Below are 16,140 nucleotides of genomic sequence, written 5' to 3' on the forward strand. Positions count from 1 at the left end.
CGGGCGTTGCCCGGCCTTTTGTCAAAATTTTCAGAGGTTTAGAACTTGATCTTGAGACCGCCCGAAATCGCCGTGACGAGATCGTTGCCGAAGTCGTAGCTGACTTCCTGGCCAGCCACATATCCGTTCTCACCAGCCAACGTTCCTGAATGGCCGCTGGTCAGCACGCCGATCGCGCCGGCCAGTCGCACTTCGATGTTCGGCTTCGGCGTGAAGGCTACGCCGCCGCCAAGCGTCCAGGTATCGGACTGCGAGCCATAGCCATGCGAGGTGCCGCGATCCCAGGAAAGCTGGCCGGCGGCGCTCCACTGATCATTGAACTTGTGGCCGATGCCGCCGGTGACCGTCCAGCCGTCGCGGTACATCAGATCCAGCGAGGTGATCTGGCCTGAATGCAGAGCATCACCCGTAACGCATGCCGCAGCGGGAGTACCTACGACGCAAATCGGAACACTCTGCAGCAGGCTCCAGTTGACCCATTTGAGCGAACCAAAGGCGAGCCAGCCGGGCGCTATGCCCGACTGCAACTTCAATTCCACCGTATCCGGCATGTACTCTGTCGCGCCGTAGATCGGGAGCACGACACTGCCAACATGCGTCAGGTCCAGCGTGCCCGAGATATTGTCGAGCTTGACCCGCGAATTGTATACAAGGCTCGCGCGCAGCGCGATCTCAGGGATTTCATAGGCAAGGCCGGCGCGCCAGCCCCAGCCGGTTCCCTTGAGATCAACACGACCGGTTCCCTGGAAATCCGGCACCAGCGGCGACACCAGGTTTTCCTTGAAGCCATAGACTTCCTGGTAATAGACGCCGCCAATGAAGCGAACCTGGCCTTTGCCGGCATCCATTTTATAGGAGCAAGTCGTGGCGTAGTTGTTGCTCTTGATGTCGGTTTCCATGTTGGATTCGGAACCGGCCCACAGACCCGGATTTGTGTGCGCGCCCCAAGGCTGGGAATAGTCGAACATACAGTCGACGCCTTTGACGAGTTCAGCCTTGACGCCGATGCGCGGCACCCAATAGCTCTCGCTGTCCTTCGCCGTGCTGCCGAGGAATGTCATATTCCCGTCGCTCGGGTCAGTGTCCACCGCATTCTTGAGTTTGCGTTGCGGCATCACATAGGTCGATTCCGCTTCGGTGGCGAACGGAGCCGGATCGAACAGCAAATCGATATCGTAGCCGCCGCGCTCAAGGCCGCCGGCATGCGCCGAGTTCATCGCCGTCCCGATCAAAGCCAGCGAAAAGCACCCCGCCCCCAGCAGTGCTTTCAGTCGCAGAATAGTCATGAAATGTCCTCCCCGAATTCGAGTGCATCAAGCTAGAACCAATTCAGGTTAACGGTGCAACAACGAATTCAAGGGCGTACATGTACACATTCGCCAGGCGCATTCTCGACAAAATGCAACCGGATGCCGCAAGGCCGAAAAACGATCTCTAGCAGGGGTATCGTCCAAAAAAACGGAGAAAAACCATTCAAAAAGGCTCAAAAACAGTGTTTTTTGGGAGCCAAGGGCCCCATTGTTACATTATGGCAACAATGGGGCAAAAACTTCCGTTTACGTCAACATTAACGCAACGGAACGCCGATTTTCGAGGCAAAACGTCACCATCTTAGAGGGGTCTAAAGTAGCGCGAATCTGCCCTCAACCGGCGTCGCGAACCCGGGTCAACGCGACCGATAGCTTGTCCTGCGCATCGCGGTACTCGGCGAGCTTTTCACGCTCGGCGTCGACGATCTCGGCCGGCGCGCTGGCGACGAACCTTTCGTTCGACAGCTTCTTGTGCAGGCGCGCGATTTCCTCGGTCACCTTGGCCAGTTCCTTCTGCAGCCGTACCGCCTCGGCGGCAAGATCGATCAGGCTGCCAAGCGGCAGGCAGATCGTCGCCTCGTTGAGCACGATCTGCGCCGAACCCTTTGGCGCGACATCGGCCAGCGAGATCTCGCCGACCCGCGCCAGCCGTTTGATCGCAGACTCCTCGCGAACGAGCCGTTCACGTGTCACGTCGTTGGCGCCGACCACGACCAGCGGTGCAATGGCTGCCGGCGGCACGTTCATCTCGGAGCGCACGGAGCGGATGCCGGAGACAAGGTCGACCAGCCAGTTGATGTCGGCGGCGGCATCCGCGTCTTCGAAGTCCGGTGACGGCCATGCGGCATGACACAGCAGCGACGACCGTTCCTTGCCTTCGCCTGCGGTCTGCGCCCACAGTTCCTCGGTCATGAACGGCATCATCGGATGCAGCAGCTTGTAGATCTCGTCGAGCACGAAGGCGACGCAGGCGCGGCTCTCGACCTTTGCCGCCTCGTCGGTGCCCATGAACACCGGCTTCAGCAGTTCCAGATACCAGTCGCAGAACAGGTTCCAGACGAAGCGGTAGGCAGCGCCCGCCGCCTCGTTGAAGCGGTATGAGGTGATGCCGTCGGTGATCTCGCGCGCGGCCCGCGTCAGCTCGGTGAGGATCCAGCGGTTGACCGCCAGCTTGGCGTCGTTCAGCCAGAATTCGTCATTGCGCGCGACCTCGTTCATCTCGGCAAAACGCGTCGCGTTCCACAGCTTGGTGCCGAAGTTGCGATAACCGGCGATGCGCGCCGGGTCGAGCTTCACGTCGCGCCCTTGCGCCGCCATCACCGTCAGGGTGAAGCGCAGCGCATCGGCGCCGTATTCATCGATGAGGTCGAGCGGATCGATGACGTTGCCTTTCGACTTCGACATCTTGGCGCCGTTCTTGTCGCGCACCAGCGCATGGACATAGACGGTGTGGAACGGCTCCTCGTCCATGAAGTGCAAGCCCATCATCATCATGCGGGCGACCCAGAAGAAGATGATGTCGAAGCCTGTCACCAGCACGTCGGTCTGGTAGTAGGTCTTCAGCTCGGGCGTCTCGTCCGGCCATCCCAAGGTGGAGAACGGCCACAGCGCCGACGAGAACCAGGTGTCCAGCACGTCCTCGTCGCGGGTCAGGATTTCACCCGGCTTGTAGTTCTCGAGCTTGTCCTCGACCCAGGCCTTCCATGGGCCTTCCAGCGCCAGATAATATTCGATCGCCGCACCCAGCGCCTCCTCCTCCGTCTTCTCGACGAAGACACGCCCGTCCGGCCCGTACCAGGCCGGGATCTGGTGACCCCACCAGAGCTGGCGCGAGATGCACCAGGGCTGGATGTTCTCCATCCAGTCGAAATAGGTCTTTTCCCAGTTCTTCGGCACAAAGTTCGTGCGGCCCTGGCGCACCGAGGCAATCGCCGGCTTGGCCAGTTCCGCCGCGTTGGCATACCACTGCTCGGTCAGGAACGGCTCGATCGGCACGCCGCCGCGATCGCCATGCGGCACGGCATGGCGATGCGGCTCGACCTTTTCGAGGAAGCCGCCCTCTTCCATCAGCTCGACGATCTTCTTGCGCGCGACGAAGCGGTCGAGGCCGTCGAGTTCATCCCAGACAGCCTGGCGCTCGGGCGTCACCTCGAGACCGGCGAGAAAATCCTCATTGTCCTTGAGGCTTACCGCCGCCTCTGTGGTCAGGATATTGATCGCCGGCAGCTTGTGGCGCTTGCCGACCTCGAAGTCGTTGAAGTCGTGCGCCGGCGTGATCTTGACCGCGCCCGAACCCTTTTCCGGATCGGAATACTCGTCCGCCACCACAGGAATCTTGCGGCCGACGATCGGCAGAACGATGTTCTTGCCGACCAGATGCCGGAAACGCTCGTCGTCGGGATGCACGGCGACGGCCGTGTCGCCCAGCATCGTCTCGGGGCGAGTCGTCGCCACGGTGATGAAGGTTTTTGGGTTCTCCGGGTCGAAGACCTGGCCCTCTATGGGGTAGCGGAAATGCCAGAGATTGCCGTTGACCTCCTGCTGCTCGACCTCGAGATCGGAGATCGCGGTCAGCAGCTTGGGGTCCCAGTTCACAAGGCGCTTGTCCTTGTAGATCAGCCCTTCCTTGTAGAGCGTGACGAACACTTCGAGCACCGCCTTGGACAGGCCTTCGTCCATGGTGAAGCGTTCGCGTGACCAGTCGGCCGAGGCGCCGAGCCGCTTCAGCTGGTTGAAGATCGCGCCGCCGGATTCGGCCTTCCACTCCCACACTTTCTCGATGAATTGTTCGCGGGTCAGGTCGCGGCGATGGATCTGCTTCTCCATAAGCTGGCGCTCGACCACCATCTGCGTGGCGATGCCGGCATGGTCCATGCCCGGCTGCCACAAGACGTTCTTGCCGCGCATGCGCTCGAAGCGCACCAATATGTCCTGCAGCGTGTTGTTGAGCGCGTGCCCCATATGCAGCGAACCGGTAACGTTCGGCGGCGGGATGACGATGGTGAAGGCCTCGGCCCCCTCCTCAGCCCCGGCACCGGCGCGAAACGCGTCGGCCTCTTCCCAGACTTTGGCGATCTTCGGCTCGACGGTTTTGGCGTCGTAGGTCTTTTCAAGCATGGGAAATGGTCCGCGCTGTCGGGAGTTTTGCTGGTCTGGTGTAAATCGGAAGGTTTTGGCCAAGTCAACCGCAACGGCTGTCATGGCTCATCACAGGCAAATAGGCGTGGCCTTGGTCATTTCAACGGAAGCAACCCATCGATCAAAGATAGCAGCACCCTGTTCCCCGGAAAATGCGCGGCGTCCTCGCTTGACCGCTTGGCGTCATGCCAATACCGTGCCAACGCTGCTGTAGGGCGCATCGGCTTCCGGCCGGAGGGGCATTGCCCGCCTACGCCACCTCAACCCGCAATGCGCCCGTGCCAACGCTCGAACACCATAAGAAACAGGCCAAGCTCTATCTCAAATGGCACCGCGAACGGTACTATCCCGTCGCCGCCGTGATTGGATGGATCTTGCCGCGTTTCCGCCATCTGACCGATAGTCAGATCCTCGATCACGGTTTCAAGCTTGCCGATGCCCAGGAACTGGTCGCCAGGAAGTCAGGTTTCGATAGCTGGCAGGCGCTGAAGAAAGGCCTTCAAACCGTGACCGACCGCATAGCAACAGATGCCGCAAAACCGCACCTCGCCTTCGCCGAGCCGCAGCTCTTTGTCTCCGATATCGAAGCAGCCTGTGATTTCTACCGGCGAACACTCGGCTTCGAGACACGCTTCATCTATGGCGAGCCGCCCTTCTACGCACAAATCATCCGCGATGGCGCGCGGCTCAACCTGCGCCACGTCGACAAGCCGCCTTTCACCAACAGGCACGGCGACGATCTGCTGGCGGCGACGATTGCCGTCGACAACATCAAGGCGCTGTTTCTGGAGTATCAGGCAGCGATGGCTCCGTTCCACCAGACGTTGCGAACCGAACCGTGGGGTGCCCGCACCTTCATCGTCAGGGATCCCGACGGAAACCTCATCTGCTTCGCGACCAGCGCGAGTTGACTTCACCAAGAGAAACGGCGCCACGAAGGCGCCGTTTCTCCTGAGCAATCGATATGGGGAACTACTGCGCCCCGCGCGCCACGCGCTCGATCTCCTCGCGCACCAGCCTTTCGACCAGTGTCGGCAGATTGTTGTCGAGCCAATCCTGCAGCATCGGCCGCAGCATCTCTTCGGCCATCTCGTCGAATGTCTTCTTGCTGCGGCTGGCAAACGCATCGGAAAGCTCGCCAAAGGCGGCTGCGACCTGCCGGCCGGTGTGCTCGGAAACGATCGCCGGACGCGGCGCGTCGCTGGCCGCCGCCGGCCGCACCACGCCTGCATCCGGCCGAGACGGTTCGACGGCTGCTTTCGCCGCCGGTTCGTCCCTTGGAGCCTCCACCGGCGGCTGGGCAACCGTCTTGCGGGCCTCGCCCCTGTCCGACACCGCCCTCTCCTGCTCACCAACCGCGGCGATCTCGCGCCGCCAATCGGCGACGTCGGCAGCAGGGACAGGACGCGGTGCTGGTGCGTCGACCGCAGCCGGCTCGGCGGTAACGCGGGCGCTGACCTCGGCAAGTGTCATCGATGGCTTTGCCGGGGCAGGATCGGAGCGCACCGGCGTTTCCATGCGCGCGATCACCGGCTCGGCCGCCGGCAACTGTGCCTGGACTTCCGCCAGTGTGACCGGCTTCCGGACCTCGGGGGCAGCATGCAGGTCGGCACGAAATGCTTCGACGTCGGGGGCTGCATCGGCGCTCGACACGCGCTCCAGATCCTGGATCAGCTCATCGGCGTCGCCGGGCTGCTTGCGGCCGCCGTCGCTGTCCTCGATGATCCGCCTGATGGAAGCCAGTATCTCTTCCATGGAAGGTTCGCGCTGTGCGCTGCTTGCCGTTGCCATCGTCACATCCGCCGCCTTTGTGACCCCTGTGGATTTCCGCTCCGGCAAAGCCGGATCGAATCATGGCGACAGCGTAACCGACGGAGCGCCGCACGAGAATCCCCAATCTGGGGACTTGTGGGATTTCAACAGATTAGAGCAATTCCAGGAAAAGTGTGAAACGGTTTTCCCGGGAAAAACGCATGGCGTTTTCCCTTGGGAATTGCGCCAGACAAAGAGCCGATCCCAAACCCAAGAGCAGCGATGCAAAAGATCCTACTCAAACAGGGAGGCGGCAAAGTCCGGGCCGAACGCCCTCAGCGGCCGTCCGGCGTGCGCAGGCCGTACCACTTGTCCTTGACCGCGTTGTAGTGCTCTTCAGGCTTGTATTTCGTCACCTGCAAGCCAAGGCGGTCGACGGACAGACGGCCTGTCGCCTGCAGGATGGCGTAGCTCGCCACCACCACATCATGCTCGTAGCCGGCCTGGTTGATCTGGGCGGTGATGACCGTTGCCTGTGCGTTGAGGACGTCGAGCGTGGTGCGCTGGCCGACATTGCGTTCTTCGATGACGCCGTTCAGCGCCAGTTTCGCGGCCTCGATCACTTGCCTGTTGGCCGTCAGCTGCTGCTGCGCGGCGGTGTACTCGGTCCAGGCGGCGGTGACGGCCTGGCGCACCTGGTCGCGGCGGACGTCGACCTCGATGCGGGCCTGGCTGAGCGATTCCTTGTCCTGGCGCACGATCGCCGAGGTGCGGCCACCGGAATAGATCGGGATGGTCAGCGTTGCCCCGACACTGGCCGAATTGGTCGTGCCGTCCTGCGAAGAGACGCCCGGCAAGGGCGAGGTGTTGCGATAGGCGCTCGAAACGCCGGCGGAAGCGGACAGTTGCGGCAGCAGCGCACCTTCGGCCGATTTCACCGAAAACGCCGCGGCGTCAACCAGATGCTGGGTGGCAAGGATGGCCGGATGCTCGTTCGAGGCCACCCCAACGGCTGCGGCAAGGCTCGACGGCAACAGCTTTGCCACCGGCGAAGCGGCTTTGAGCTTGCCCGGCTCATCGCCGACGATCTGGCGGTAGAGGGCGGCACTTGCCAGTGCCTGCGCCCGGGCAGCACTCAGCGACGCCACCGCGGCGGCGCGCGAGGCATCGGCCTGCGCCACGTCGGTGCGTGTGCCTTCGCCAACCTCGAAGCGCGAACGCGCCGCGCGCGCCGTTTCGGTCAGGAACTGCAGGTTCTGCTCGGTCAACACGGCGACCTGCCGGTCGCGAATCACGTTCATATACGCTTGGGCCGCGCTGAACAGGATGCCCTCTTCGGTGTTGCGCAGGCTTTCGACCGACGCGCGGACCTGCGCTTCGGCGGCAGCGACATTGTTCCTGGTCTGAAAGCCGTCGAACAGCGTCTGATTGATCTGGACGCCGAAATTGCCGGTGGTCAGCCGCGCGCTTGAGTTGGTGCCGTTGAGATGGCTGCTCGAATAGTCGATATTCGCCGAGCCGGTGACAGTCGGGCGCCAGCCCGACTTGGCGATGGCGACGCCCTCATCGGTGACACGAACGCCGGCACGGGCCGAATTCAGCGAAGAATTGTACTGATAGGCCTTTGCAAGCGCGCCGGAGATGCTTTCGGCCGAAGCGGCCAGTGGGGACAGCATGGTCGCCGAAACGAGGACGGCGGTGAAAAGTGACTTGCGTACAGACGGCACGGTTAAACCCTCATTCGTTTTCCATGGGAACCGCGCCGCCCCAGCTTCTCCTTTGAGCAGCTGTGGCGGCGTGTTTCATGTTCCCTGCTGCTCAGCCCCAAAGTGCCCCCAGTCTGGGATCAGCAATGATCGTTCAAATGCAAGCGACCATGACAAAGCCTCTCCTGCAAGGCAAAATCACTCAGAATTCGAAGGCACGAATGCGTTCGAATCCCGGTAGTGGCTTAATTGCCGCATTAAACGCGCGTCTTCCGGTTACAACCCCCCCGGCTTTGAAAAAAAGTCGGGCCACGCCGGAATTGCCTTGTCCTTCGACGGCGACGAGTCGGCCGCCTTCGGCAAGCTGGTCGAGCAGCGGGGCCGGCACTTCCGCGACACTGCCGCCGATGAAGATGACGTCATATGGCGCCTTGGCGGCATGCCCTTGCGGCAACGCCCCCTGAACAACGGTCACATTGCCGCAACCTAGCGACGAAAGCGTCGATCTGGCGGCTTCGGCCAGCGCCGAATCGCTTTCGAGCGCCACTACGGATCCGGCCAGCCGCGACAGGATGGCCGATGCGTAGCCCGTGCCGCAGCCGACATCGAGCGCCGAATCGGTCGGGTTGATTTCGGCCAGCTGGATCAGCTTGGCCAGCGGCGAGGCTTCCATCAGGTAACGCGCGCCGTCAGCGCCGGCGGCAATGCGGATGTCCTCGTCGATATAGGCGAGATCGCGCTGGGCGGCGCCGACAAAGACCTCTCTTGGCACGACAAGCATGGCATCCAGCAGCGGCGCGCTGGTCACATCGGTGGTGCGAACCTGGCCGTCGACCATCTTGACGCGAAGCTCGGAGAAATCAGCGTTCATGTCCCAACCAATCCGCTTGCCGCGCCAGAACCGCGGTTCATTATGTCAGGAACTTCAGGCCCCTGCGCTGCTGCGCGGGGGCCCGGGCATTGGAGGCCTCGCCCGGACCCGTCGTTCCGTCTAATATCATGCTCATAGCCAAGGGTGTGGCAAAGTCAATTCCCACCGTCAAGCAGGGCTTTCTAGCGCGCATTGCCACACCTCAGCAGGAGATCACATGAAGCCGACAACCGTTGATGAACTCAAGGCACTTCCGATCGGTCCAGAGTTCGGCACCACACAGAAGGTGATCGACGGCAAGACGTACACTGTGCCGGTCCCTAGGCCGACGCAGGCTACTTGGTTCGCCGACGATGACCTCAAGGGCTACGCCGATGAGACAGGCAGTTGGAGCATTGGCCAGTATGCCGACGGCGGCTGGTTTCGGCGGAGAATAGCAGGTTGAAAGATTTCGATGTCGAGGGAGCAAAGTGGGTCGATATCACGACGATCGGCCCGATGATCTACGACGAAGAGATCGACGTCGCTCATTTGCCGCCGCATCCGATGCGACATCGCCGTCGCGGCGTCGGCAAGGAACCGCATGGCCCTTGGCTGGGAGGCCCGGCGCCGGAGGAAGGGGTGCTGGCATGATCGATTTCCCTGACGATATCTCAGTTGCTGCATGGATCGTTGCCGCGCAGGCTGGCGCGCCAACAGAGCATGCCAAGAACATCATCGCTATGGCTCTGCTCGATGAGCGCGACCGCTGCGCATCGATCGCGGCGAACTGGAAGTCCGCCCTGAGGCCCGGGACCGAAGCGAGACTGCTGGGCCACAAAGAGGCTGCCCACGCGATTGCGGAAGCCATCTTGGAACCGACATCGTCGGCTTCGCGACTGTCGCCAGAAGCACCGACACCGGTTTGAGCATGCTCACCGCTTCTGTTTGGCGATGCAGAAACCGTTGTGATCCCGGTTGCCGCACTTGGTGCAGACCAGTCGGACCTCTAAGGCCTTGATCCGGGTGTCGCGACCAAGCCGACGCTGGAGCTCCCAGCGGTCGATCATCCCAATGTGCTCGCAGGCATAGCAGTTGCCGAACAGCACATACCATTCGGCCAGGCTGCCGAGCGTGGTGCGGATATGCTCTTTAGCGAGGCTGATGCTGTGGTGGCGCATCTTCCACCCGCTGACCATAGGCTCGGCAGATGACATTCGCCTTCCCGCTGCACGGGTAGCAGGACGTCTCGCATTTGGAATCGCATATCAATTGTACGATCTCGCGATGGGTCGGTTTCTCCGACGCCATCATGAGCTTCAACCCGACGAAGTAGGCGGTGTCCGCTGTCAATCGGACGCCTTTGCCCGCCCTGGCGTTGACCAGAATGCGAGCAGCGAGGTCTTTCTCGTTCTGCATGTTCTCATTTTGTTCAAACGTGGAACGGAGTCAAGCCTCGCGGATCATCCCCGCTGCTGCCGGCCGCCGTTTCCAGCATTTCGCCTTCACCCAGATCGAGGACGGGCCGCTGCGATACTTGCTGTCCGCTCGCTTCGAGACGACGCCCTCAAGCCCGGCCTGACCGACGAGGTAGAAGATCGAGGCGGCATCACCAGGCAGCGCTTCGCTGAACTGGATCCGGCTGCCAGGCCGGATCAGGCTGAACAGCATCTCGCGGCGTGCCTTGCAGCCGATATCGCGGAGGTCGTGGCCGTTGAGGTGTAAGAGATCGAACGCACAAAAGATCATCGCATAGGGGTCGCTATGGATGACGCGCTGGAGTGTGTGGAAGTCCGGCAATCCGGCGGCATTGGTGGCGACGACTTCACCATCGATGATGGCGTTGTCCACCCCGAGATCTCGGGCGGCATCGACGATGCCGGTATATTTCCGCGTCCAGTCCGCACCACTGCTGCTGAAGACTTGGATGTCGTCAGGCGCGCTGACCACGATCTGTGTGCGGTAGCCGTCGAGCTTGATCTCATGGATCCAGCCGTCACCGGCGGGTGGCTTGTCTACAAGTTTCGGCTTCATCGGCGGAATGAATTTCAAACGCATGAGATGTCCAGATCCCGGCGGATTCAATTAGCATCCGCTGAATTGGTTCCCAAAACGCAAAAAAGCCCGCCCCGGCGTGAGCCGAGACGGGCCTTGTTTGATTTTGCGACCGGGTTAGAGGTCGACCGGCGTGAAATCGACGTAGTAGTCGCTGCCGAGTTTGAACTGTTCGAGCGCCACAGGATTGTCGATCTGCATATCAATGTTGCCGCTCGGAGTGGCCTTCTGGAAACGCTGGTCCTCTGGGATCGAGGTATCGTAGCGCGTCTCAAAGGTGAGCTTCTTGCCGCCCCACTCGTAAATGGTCTCGGACTTCAGGTGCATTTTGGCGCGAACCTTCATAGGTTTTTCCTTTCGTGCCGTTGGGATTGCCCGGAACCGCCGGGCGGCGGATATCAGGACGCCGATCGGGACCGGCGCGGTTTGGTGGCGGACGGCTGCTCGAGCATCGAACCGACGATGTTGTCCATGCGCTGGTTCATCAGATCCTGGCGTTCGCTCAGACCCTTGATGCCGGTCATGATCTCGTCACGGGTTTCCCTCATCCCGGTCTTGGTGATGTAGGTTTCAGCGACGTGCAGCTTGTGTTCCGCCAGCTGGACTTGCGTCAGGCTCGCGATCGCCGCTGCGGCGTTCACCTGACCGCTGGCCTCTTGCTTTGCGGCTGTCACTGTCGCCGCCATCTCTGCCTTCGCGGCCGCAATGGCGCGTTCGACCCGCCACCAGGCCCCGAATAGGGCGCCACAGATGAACAGGATGAACACGACGTTGCCGGTCGTGATCGGATCCGCTGAAGTCATGCACTTGCCCCCATTCAGATGCCATTGTCGAATGCTGCCTTTTCGCCGGCCAGGATGACGCATGCGCCCTTGGCGTCGCCAAGCAGCACGGTGAAGGTGCCGGCATCCGACCGTGTGACAAGCATCTGCTGCCCGTCCAGATTGCTGCCGGTCATCACCACGAATTCATGATAGCGGTCGGCTAGTTGCTTCAGCAGCACGGGCAGCGGGCCACAGGCCAGTTGCAAGGCATGCGCTGGGCGGATAGTCAAAACCGTGATCGCGGCCAGGCAGAGCGTGATCAGGATCAACAGGATGGCGGCGGCGCGGTTCATTCGACCAGTGCCTTGATGGTCGTGCCTTTCGTATGGTTTAGCCGTCGACATTCGCCGAAGTTCTTGCGATCCGTGGCCCACAACCGACTCGCCTCGTGATCGGGCAGGAAGCGGTGCGGGACATCGACGAGATCAGCGCAATCGCGCATCGCGCTCGGATCGACATGGTTCTTCGGTTGCTCAACGGCCAACGGCATCGATACCGATCGACAACCTGGCGGGGATGCCGCGCCCAGGCTTGCAAGCGCCAACAGTGTCACCAGCCGCTTTCGGGCCATTGTCTTCGTCCTTCTGTTGCCTGATCCGGTCCTCGAGGTCGGCGATGCGCAGCGTGTCGGCATCGCGCCGGTCCGCCAGCTCCTGCGCAGCTGCATCGATCTCGACTTGCTTCGCTTTGGCCTTGGCTTCCATTTTGACGAGTGCCTTGCGCTGCTGTTCCTGCCACAGCAGGCGCTCGTTGAGCTGGCCGGCGGCGTATTCTCGATCGACACGGCCGTCGACGAGTGAGGCGAGCTTCGGACCCGCCCACGGGATATCGCGCAGCGGCCCGATCGGCACGCCCTCGTAGAACAGGACGATGCCACCAGCGACGATTAGCGGGAGACCGAAGCGCGAGGTCGCGAAGGCGAGGAATGGGCCGATATAGGGGATCGCGTAGAGCGCGGCGCTCATGCCAGAAGCTCGCTGAACAGCCGCACCCACTCCTCTGCGGACAGCCGCACCGCGGCGGTCTTGCCCTCATAGGTCTGTGAGCAAGACGCCGGATGATCGACCATCGGCCCCTTTTCCGGGGCCAGGTTGCAGTAGTTGTTGCAATGCTGATCGCCGGGCGTGCATCGCCCCGGCTTGCCCTTATCGACGGCATGACCGCAGATGTAGGCGCTGTCGGCGCGCACCTCCGGATCGCCGCGAACGTAGATGGTGACCGAACCATCATCGTTCCGGCTCACGTTGACGAACCCGGGGTAGATCGGGCCGAGCGTGGTGAAGGCTGCCATCAATTTGGCCATAGTCAGTCTCCCAACGCCTGCGCCAGGCGCGCGGCCCTGCGCGTGGCGTACCAGCGATAGCCGAGTCCGCCGAGCGCCAGCACCGCGCTTGCGAGAGCGACGGCCACAACTACCTTGCCGATCCACTCGCTTGTGTAGGACAGCGGTGAAAGCTGATTCTGAAGATCATAGAGGTAGCCAGACAGGCCGAGGCCGCCGGTACCAGCGCCGGTGGCGGCATCGGCCATGCCGTTGCCAGGCGCGATATTGGCGTCCTCGATGTAGCCCTTGGCCTGACCGCCATCCATGAAGCTGGCAATCTGCGGCGTCTCGCCGGTGGCCCACGCCTTGCCGATCGAGCGGACCTCGACGACGCGTGACGCCCAACCCTTGCCGAACACCGCCCAGGTGTTGAGGTTGCGCAGGAAATTCATCCTGAGATCGCAGATGCGGTCGATCAGCGCATCGTGGTTGTTGACACCCTTCAGCGCCTCGAGCGTCGATAAGCCCATGACGCCGTCGACGCGGCCCTTGTAGAGCGGCCCGAGAGCGCGCTGTAGCCACTTGATCGACTGGCTGACGCCGGAATTAGCGGCGCCATCGAGCACGACATAATCGACGCCGTCTGGCAGTTGATCGCCCTTGACGGCATCCCAGTATTGCCGGTCATAGATCTCGTAGACCTCCGGCATGGTGATGCCCTTGACCGAGCGCGGCGCTTGCCCCTTGCCCTTGCGATAGGCGTCATAGACGCGCTGGGTGACACCCTTGTTGGTCGGGCCGCCAGGATCCCTGGGGTGATTGACGTAGCCGCCCTCATGCACGAGCAGCCTGTCGAGCGACGCGCGTTCGCGTGTGACAGCCATGGCAGTTCCTTTCCGCCCTCGCGGGCAGGTTGAAATAACGGGGTATATCGATGGAGAGAGGTGCCAGCCCGGCCTGATGCCACCGCAGAGCCGGCATGTTTCTATGGTTAAGCGGGCGAAATTCCGTTCTGAATCACGTGCTTACAATGGTTGCCATAGGCGCTTGCAGACGAAAGTAGTTAAGCAGTTGTTAAATTAGCGTTGACACTTCATGGGGCCAAGAACAGGATTAATTCTGGGACCGGGGGATGAGCAACCTACAGGGGCACCTCTGTCCGGTGTAAATGGGTAACAGGGGAATCACATGACAAAGCTTCTCAGCATGTCCAAGCAGTTTCGCGACGACGAAAACGGCGCCGCGATGGTCGAATATTCCATCCTCATCGGCATCATTGCCGCCGCTTCGATCGTGGCCGTCATCGCCATTGGCGGATGGGTTGGCAGCCAGTTCACCGGCCTCTGCACGAAGCTGAACGGCAAGGGTCTCGATGCTGCCGGCACCGGCCTCGGTAAGTGCTAAACGCGAACCTCTGATCTTTATGCGGAGGTGAGCATGCAAAGGCTTATCAGCGTAGCCAGGCAGTTCAGCGACGATGAGAATGGCGCTGCCATGGTCGAATACTCGATCTTGATTGGCATCGTCGCAGCGGCCTCGATCGTTGCGGTAATCGCCATCGGTGGATGGGTCGCAAGTCAGTTTACCGGTCTTTGCGCCAAGCTTAGCGGCAATGGTGTTGCCGGAAGCACATGCTAGGTAGTAAATGATCCGCGCCCCTTCAAACCCGGCGCGTTGCGGTAACGGATGGTCTTTTCTTAGAGCTTCTTAAAGACAATCCGGTATCGGCCTAGGAAGGGTCGGCGTTCGTCGCGCCGGCCCTTTTTCATTGTCAGGTCAACGTCACCTTCGGATCGACATAGAACGTCGCCGACGCCTTGCCCGCCTTGACGCGGGCGAGAACCCAGCCCTTCTGCTGAGGTGTGAAGGTCACATCCAACTTGAACGAAGCGGTCGAGCCGCCCCACGATTCCGAACTGGACGTCTGCGCCGCTGCGGCAGTCAAAAGTGTCGCCTTGACGTCGCTGACGAACGAGCCTTGCGGCGATGAGGCGTCACCGAGGTATTCGACCTCCAGCCACAGTTCGTCGTCATTCGGGATCGCGGCGGCGCGGCATTCAACCGTTGCCGTTACGGGGGATCCAGTCGTGTCGTTCCAGATGGCGATCGGCGGTGCTTCAAAGGGGAAGTGCCATGTCGCATTGGCGGTGGTGACGATCTTCCAGGATATCGGTGTCGTGCCGTTTGACGCCCCGCCGGTATGGACGATCGTGGTCTCTTCGATCAGCGATCCGGTGTAGCGGCCACGGTACTGGTTGTAGTTCACGCCGGACGAACCGACACGCATAGCGTCAATCTCGATCTGGCCATGCGACTGTGGCGTAGCCGCGATCGTGACCGCCGCGTTGGTCTTGCAGTCAATAAGCTCCACAGTTGCTCCGGTGGTATTACTGGCAGGGGTACCAATAATTGTTTTCCCAGAACCAGCGGCACTAAGGTCGACGCCCTGACATTTCAATTTTCCGCCGGAAGCCAATGTGAACAGACTGTTCGGGATCGTGTTCAGAAGGGCCGATGGCGTATCCCGCCATGAAAAATCACATCCCGTATTTATTGTCTGAAATACGCTGGAGAACGAAACTGTCGTGTTGAGCAGTTCAATTCGCTGTCCGACGCCACCGCTCGTACCGATGCTGTCACCAGAATTGCCGCCCGCGATCCGAAGCGAGCAGTTGTCAAATTTTTGTGCGATGGCGGAGCTACTCGCCAAGGTGATTGAAGCGCTACCCGAGGTAAAGATGATCCCATAATAGACGGTCGATCCATTGAAGAAGATCGCGTTTGAAAACCCGGTTGTATTGACCTGTGCCGTCTTGCGAAGGTCTGCAACAACCGGTGGAACCGAACCGGTGTGATCGGCGCAAATGCACAGCGTCGGATTTGCCAAGGTTCCCTTTGAGTTTGGCGGAACGTTTCCCGCTGTTGACTCCGCGTGATCCTCCGAAATGTAATAGGTGTCGCCAGCGTTTCCGGCCGAGAAGGCAGCGGATATCGTCGTATACGCATTGGCCCAACTCGTGCCATTGGCGGAACCCGAGGCGGCGGACCTGATATAGCGGATGGTCATCGGTCAGGCCTCGTTGATGAAACCGCCAGGCGTCATGGACTGACGCGGGCCATTGCTGTTGATGAAGGCTCCAGGCGTCATCGCCTGCTTGATCGCGGCCGACGGCGCCACGGTCAGGGTGAAGGTGGCCAGATCGGCGGTGGCGCTGGCGCCATCGGTGACCCTAACCGAAAG

General features: G+C 61.2%; 21 protein-coding genes. 6 read left to right on the top strand and 15 right to left on the bottom strand.

Annotated elements, in window-relative coordinates; genetic code table 11:
- Positions 1–38 precede the first annotated feature (38 nt).
- Both FCU66_RS13515 and FCU66_RS13520 read right to left on the bottom strand, forming a co-directional pair.
- Entirely contained in the window at positions 39–1,286 is a 1,248-nt protein-coding gene (locus tag FCU66_RS13515; protein ID WP_136616277.1) for an OmpP1/FadL family transporter, read from the bottom strand.
- Positions 1,287–1,643: 357 nt separating this feature from the next.
- Complete coding sequence (locus FCU66_RS13520) at positions 1,644–4,427, bottom strand: valine--tRNA ligase (protein WP_136616278.1); 2,784 nt, start codon at positions 4,425–4,427, stop codon at positions 1,644–1,646.
- A 299-nt stretch (positions 4,428–4,726) separates the two neighbouring features.
- On the opposite strand from FCU66_RS13520, the gene FCU66_RS13525 reads away from it, so the two are divergent.
- Entirely contained in the window at positions 4,727–5,359 is a 633-nt protein-coding gene (locus FCU66_RS13525) for a bleomycin resistance protein (RefSeq protein WP_136616289.1), read from the top strand.
- A 61-nt stretch (positions 5,360–5,420) separates the two neighbouring features.
- On the opposite strand, the gene FCU66_RS13530 is transcribed toward FCU66_RS13525, so the two are convergent.
- The 3 genes from FCU66_RS13530 to FCU66_RS13540 form a co-directional block, all read right to left on the bottom strand.
- Positions 5,421–6,239 (bottom strand): PopZ family protein, encoded by an 819-nt coding sequence (locus tag FCU66_RS13530; RefSeq protein WP_136625415.1) that lies wholly within the window; start codon positions 6,237–6,239, stop codon positions 5,421–5,423.
- Positions 6,240–6,535: 296 nt separating this feature from the next.
- Positions 6,536–7,927: a TolC family outer membrane protein gene (locus FCU66_RS13535; protein WP_136617093.1), complete on the bottom strand. Its 1,392-nt coding sequence runs from the start codon at positions 7,925–7,927 to the stop codon at positions 6,536–6,538.
- 181 nt (positions 7,928–8,108) lie between these two features.
- Entirely contained in the window at positions 8,109–8,777 is a 669-nt protein-coding gene (locus tag FCU66_RS13540) for a protein-L-isoaspartate O-methyltransferase family protein (protein WP_136617092.1), read from the bottom strand.
- Between the two features lie 217 nt (positions 8,778–8,994).
- On the opposite strand from FCU66_RS13540, the gene FCU66_RS13545 reads away from it, so the two are divergent.
- Genes FCU66_RS13545 through FCU66_RS13555 form a run of 3 tightly spaced genes read left to right on the top strand, consistent with a single transcriptional unit; the run spans position 8,995 to position 9,685 of the window.
- Positions 8,995–9,222, top strand: a complete 228-nt coding sequence (locus FCU66_RS13545) for a hypothetical protein (protein ID WP_136617091.1) — start codon at positions 8,995–8,997, stop codon at positions 9,220–9,222.
- A complete protein-coding gene (locus FCU66_RS13550) occupies positions 9,219–9,410 on the top strand; it encodes a hypothetical protein (RefSeq protein ID WP_136617090.1) in 192 nt (63 codons plus the stop codon). The genes FCU66_RS13545 and FCU66_RS13550 overlap by 4 nt, the downstream gene beginning before the upstream one ends.
- Positions 9,407–9,685 (top strand): hypothetical protein, encoded by a 279-nt coding sequence (locus FCU66_RS13555; protein WP_136617089.1) that lies wholly within the window; start codon positions 9,407–9,409, stop codon positions 9,683–9,685. Before FCU66_RS13550 ends, FCU66_RS13555 begins: the two co-directional genes overlap by 4 nt.
- A gap of 6 nt (positions 9,686–9,691) precedes the next feature.
- Here FCU66_RS13555 and FCU66_RS13560 read toward each other — a convergent pair whose 3' ends face one another.
- The 9 genes from FCU66_RS13560 to FCU66_RS13600 form a co-directional block, all read right to left on the bottom strand.
- Positions 9,692–9,973 (bottom strand): hypothetical protein, encoded by a 282-nt coding sequence (locus tag FCU66_RS13560; protein ID WP_136617088.1) that lies wholly within the window; start codon positions 9,971–9,973, stop codon positions 9,692–9,694.
- 232 nt (positions 9,974–10,205) lie between these two features.
- Complete coding sequence (locus FCU66_RS13565; RefSeq protein ID WP_136617087.1) at positions 10,206–10,814, bottom strand: ATP-dependent DNA ligase; 609 nt, start codon at positions 10,812–10,814, stop codon at positions 10,206–10,208.
- A 114-nt stretch (positions 10,815–10,928) separates the two neighbouring features.
- A complete protein-coding gene (locus FCU66_RS13570) occupies positions 10,929–11,156 on the bottom strand; it encodes a hypothetical protein (RefSeq protein ID WP_136617086.1) in 228 nt (75 codons plus the stop codon).
- Between the two features lie 53 nt (positions 11,157–11,209).
- Positions 11,210–11,578 carry a hypothetical protein gene (locus FCU66_RS13575; protein ID WP_136617085.1) on the bottom strand — a complete coding sequence of 123 codons (369 nt, stop codon included), beginning with the start codon at positions 11,576–11,578 and terminating at the stop codon, positions 11,210–11,212.
- A 50-nt stretch (positions 11,579–11,628) separates the two neighbouring features.
- Positions 11,629–11,928 carry a hypothetical protein gene (locus FCU66_RS13580; protein WP_136617084.1) on the bottom strand — a complete coding sequence of 100 codons (300 nt, stop codon included), beginning with the start codon at positions 11,926–11,928 and terminating at the stop codon, positions 11,629–11,631.
- A complete protein-coding gene (locus tag FCU66_RS13585; protein WP_136617083.1) occupies positions 11,925–12,125 on the bottom strand; it encodes a hypothetical protein in 201 nt (66 codons plus the stop codon). The genes FCU66_RS13580 and FCU66_RS13585 overlap by 4 nt, the downstream gene beginning before the upstream one ends.
- Positions 12,109–12,600 (bottom strand): hypothetical protein, encoded by a 492-nt coding sequence (locus tag FCU66_RS13590; protein ID WP_136617082.1) that lies wholly within the window; start codon positions 12,598–12,600, stop codon positions 12,109–12,111. Before FCU66_RS13590 ends, FCU66_RS13585 begins: the two co-directional genes overlap by 17 nt.
- Positions 12,597–12,938 carry a hypothetical protein gene (locus tag FCU66_RS13595; protein WP_136617081.1) on the bottom strand — a complete coding sequence of 114 codons (342 nt, stop codon included), beginning with the start codon at positions 12,936–12,938 and terminating at the stop codon, positions 12,597–12,599. Before FCU66_RS13595 ends, FCU66_RS13590 begins: the two co-directional genes overlap by 4 nt.
- 2 nt (positions 12,939–12,940) lie before the next feature.
- Positions 12,941–13,783: a glycoside hydrolase family 108 protein gene (locus tag FCU66_RS13600; protein WP_136617080.1), complete on the bottom strand. Its 843-nt coding sequence runs from the start codon at positions 13,781–13,783 to the stop codon at positions 12,941–12,943.
- Between the two features lie 304 nt (positions 13,784–14,087).
- Here FCU66_RS13600 and FCU66_RS13605 point away from each other — a divergent pair, with 304 nt between their 5' ends.
- Entirely contained in the window at positions 14,088–14,303 is a 216-nt protein-coding gene (locus FCU66_RS13605) for a Flp family type IVb pilin (protein ID WP_136617079.1), read from the top strand.
- 33 nt (positions 14,304–14,336) lie between these two features.
- The gene (locus tag FCU66_RS13610) at positions 14,337–14,537 is read left to right on the top strand and encodes a Flp family type IVb pilin (protein ID WP_136617078.1); all 201 of its coding nucleotides are present in this window, start codon (positions 14,337–14,339) and stop codon (positions 14,535–14,537) included.
- A gap of 133 nt (positions 14,538–14,670) precedes the next feature.
- Here FCU66_RS13610 and FCU66_RS13615 read toward each other — a convergent pair whose 3' ends face one another.
- Complete coding sequence (locus tag FCU66_RS13615) at positions 14,671–15,966, bottom strand: hypothetical protein (RefSeq protein WP_136617077.1); 1,296 nt, start codon at positions 15,964–15,966, stop codon at positions 14,671–14,673.
- Positions 15,967–16,140 lie beyond the last annotated feature (174 nt).

It is taken from the genome of Mesorhizobium norvegicum, assembly GCF_004919685.1.
Classification (GTDB): Bacteria; Pseudomonadota; Alphaproteobacteria; order Rhizobiales; family Rhizobiaceae; genus Mesorhizobium; species Mesorhizobium norvegicum.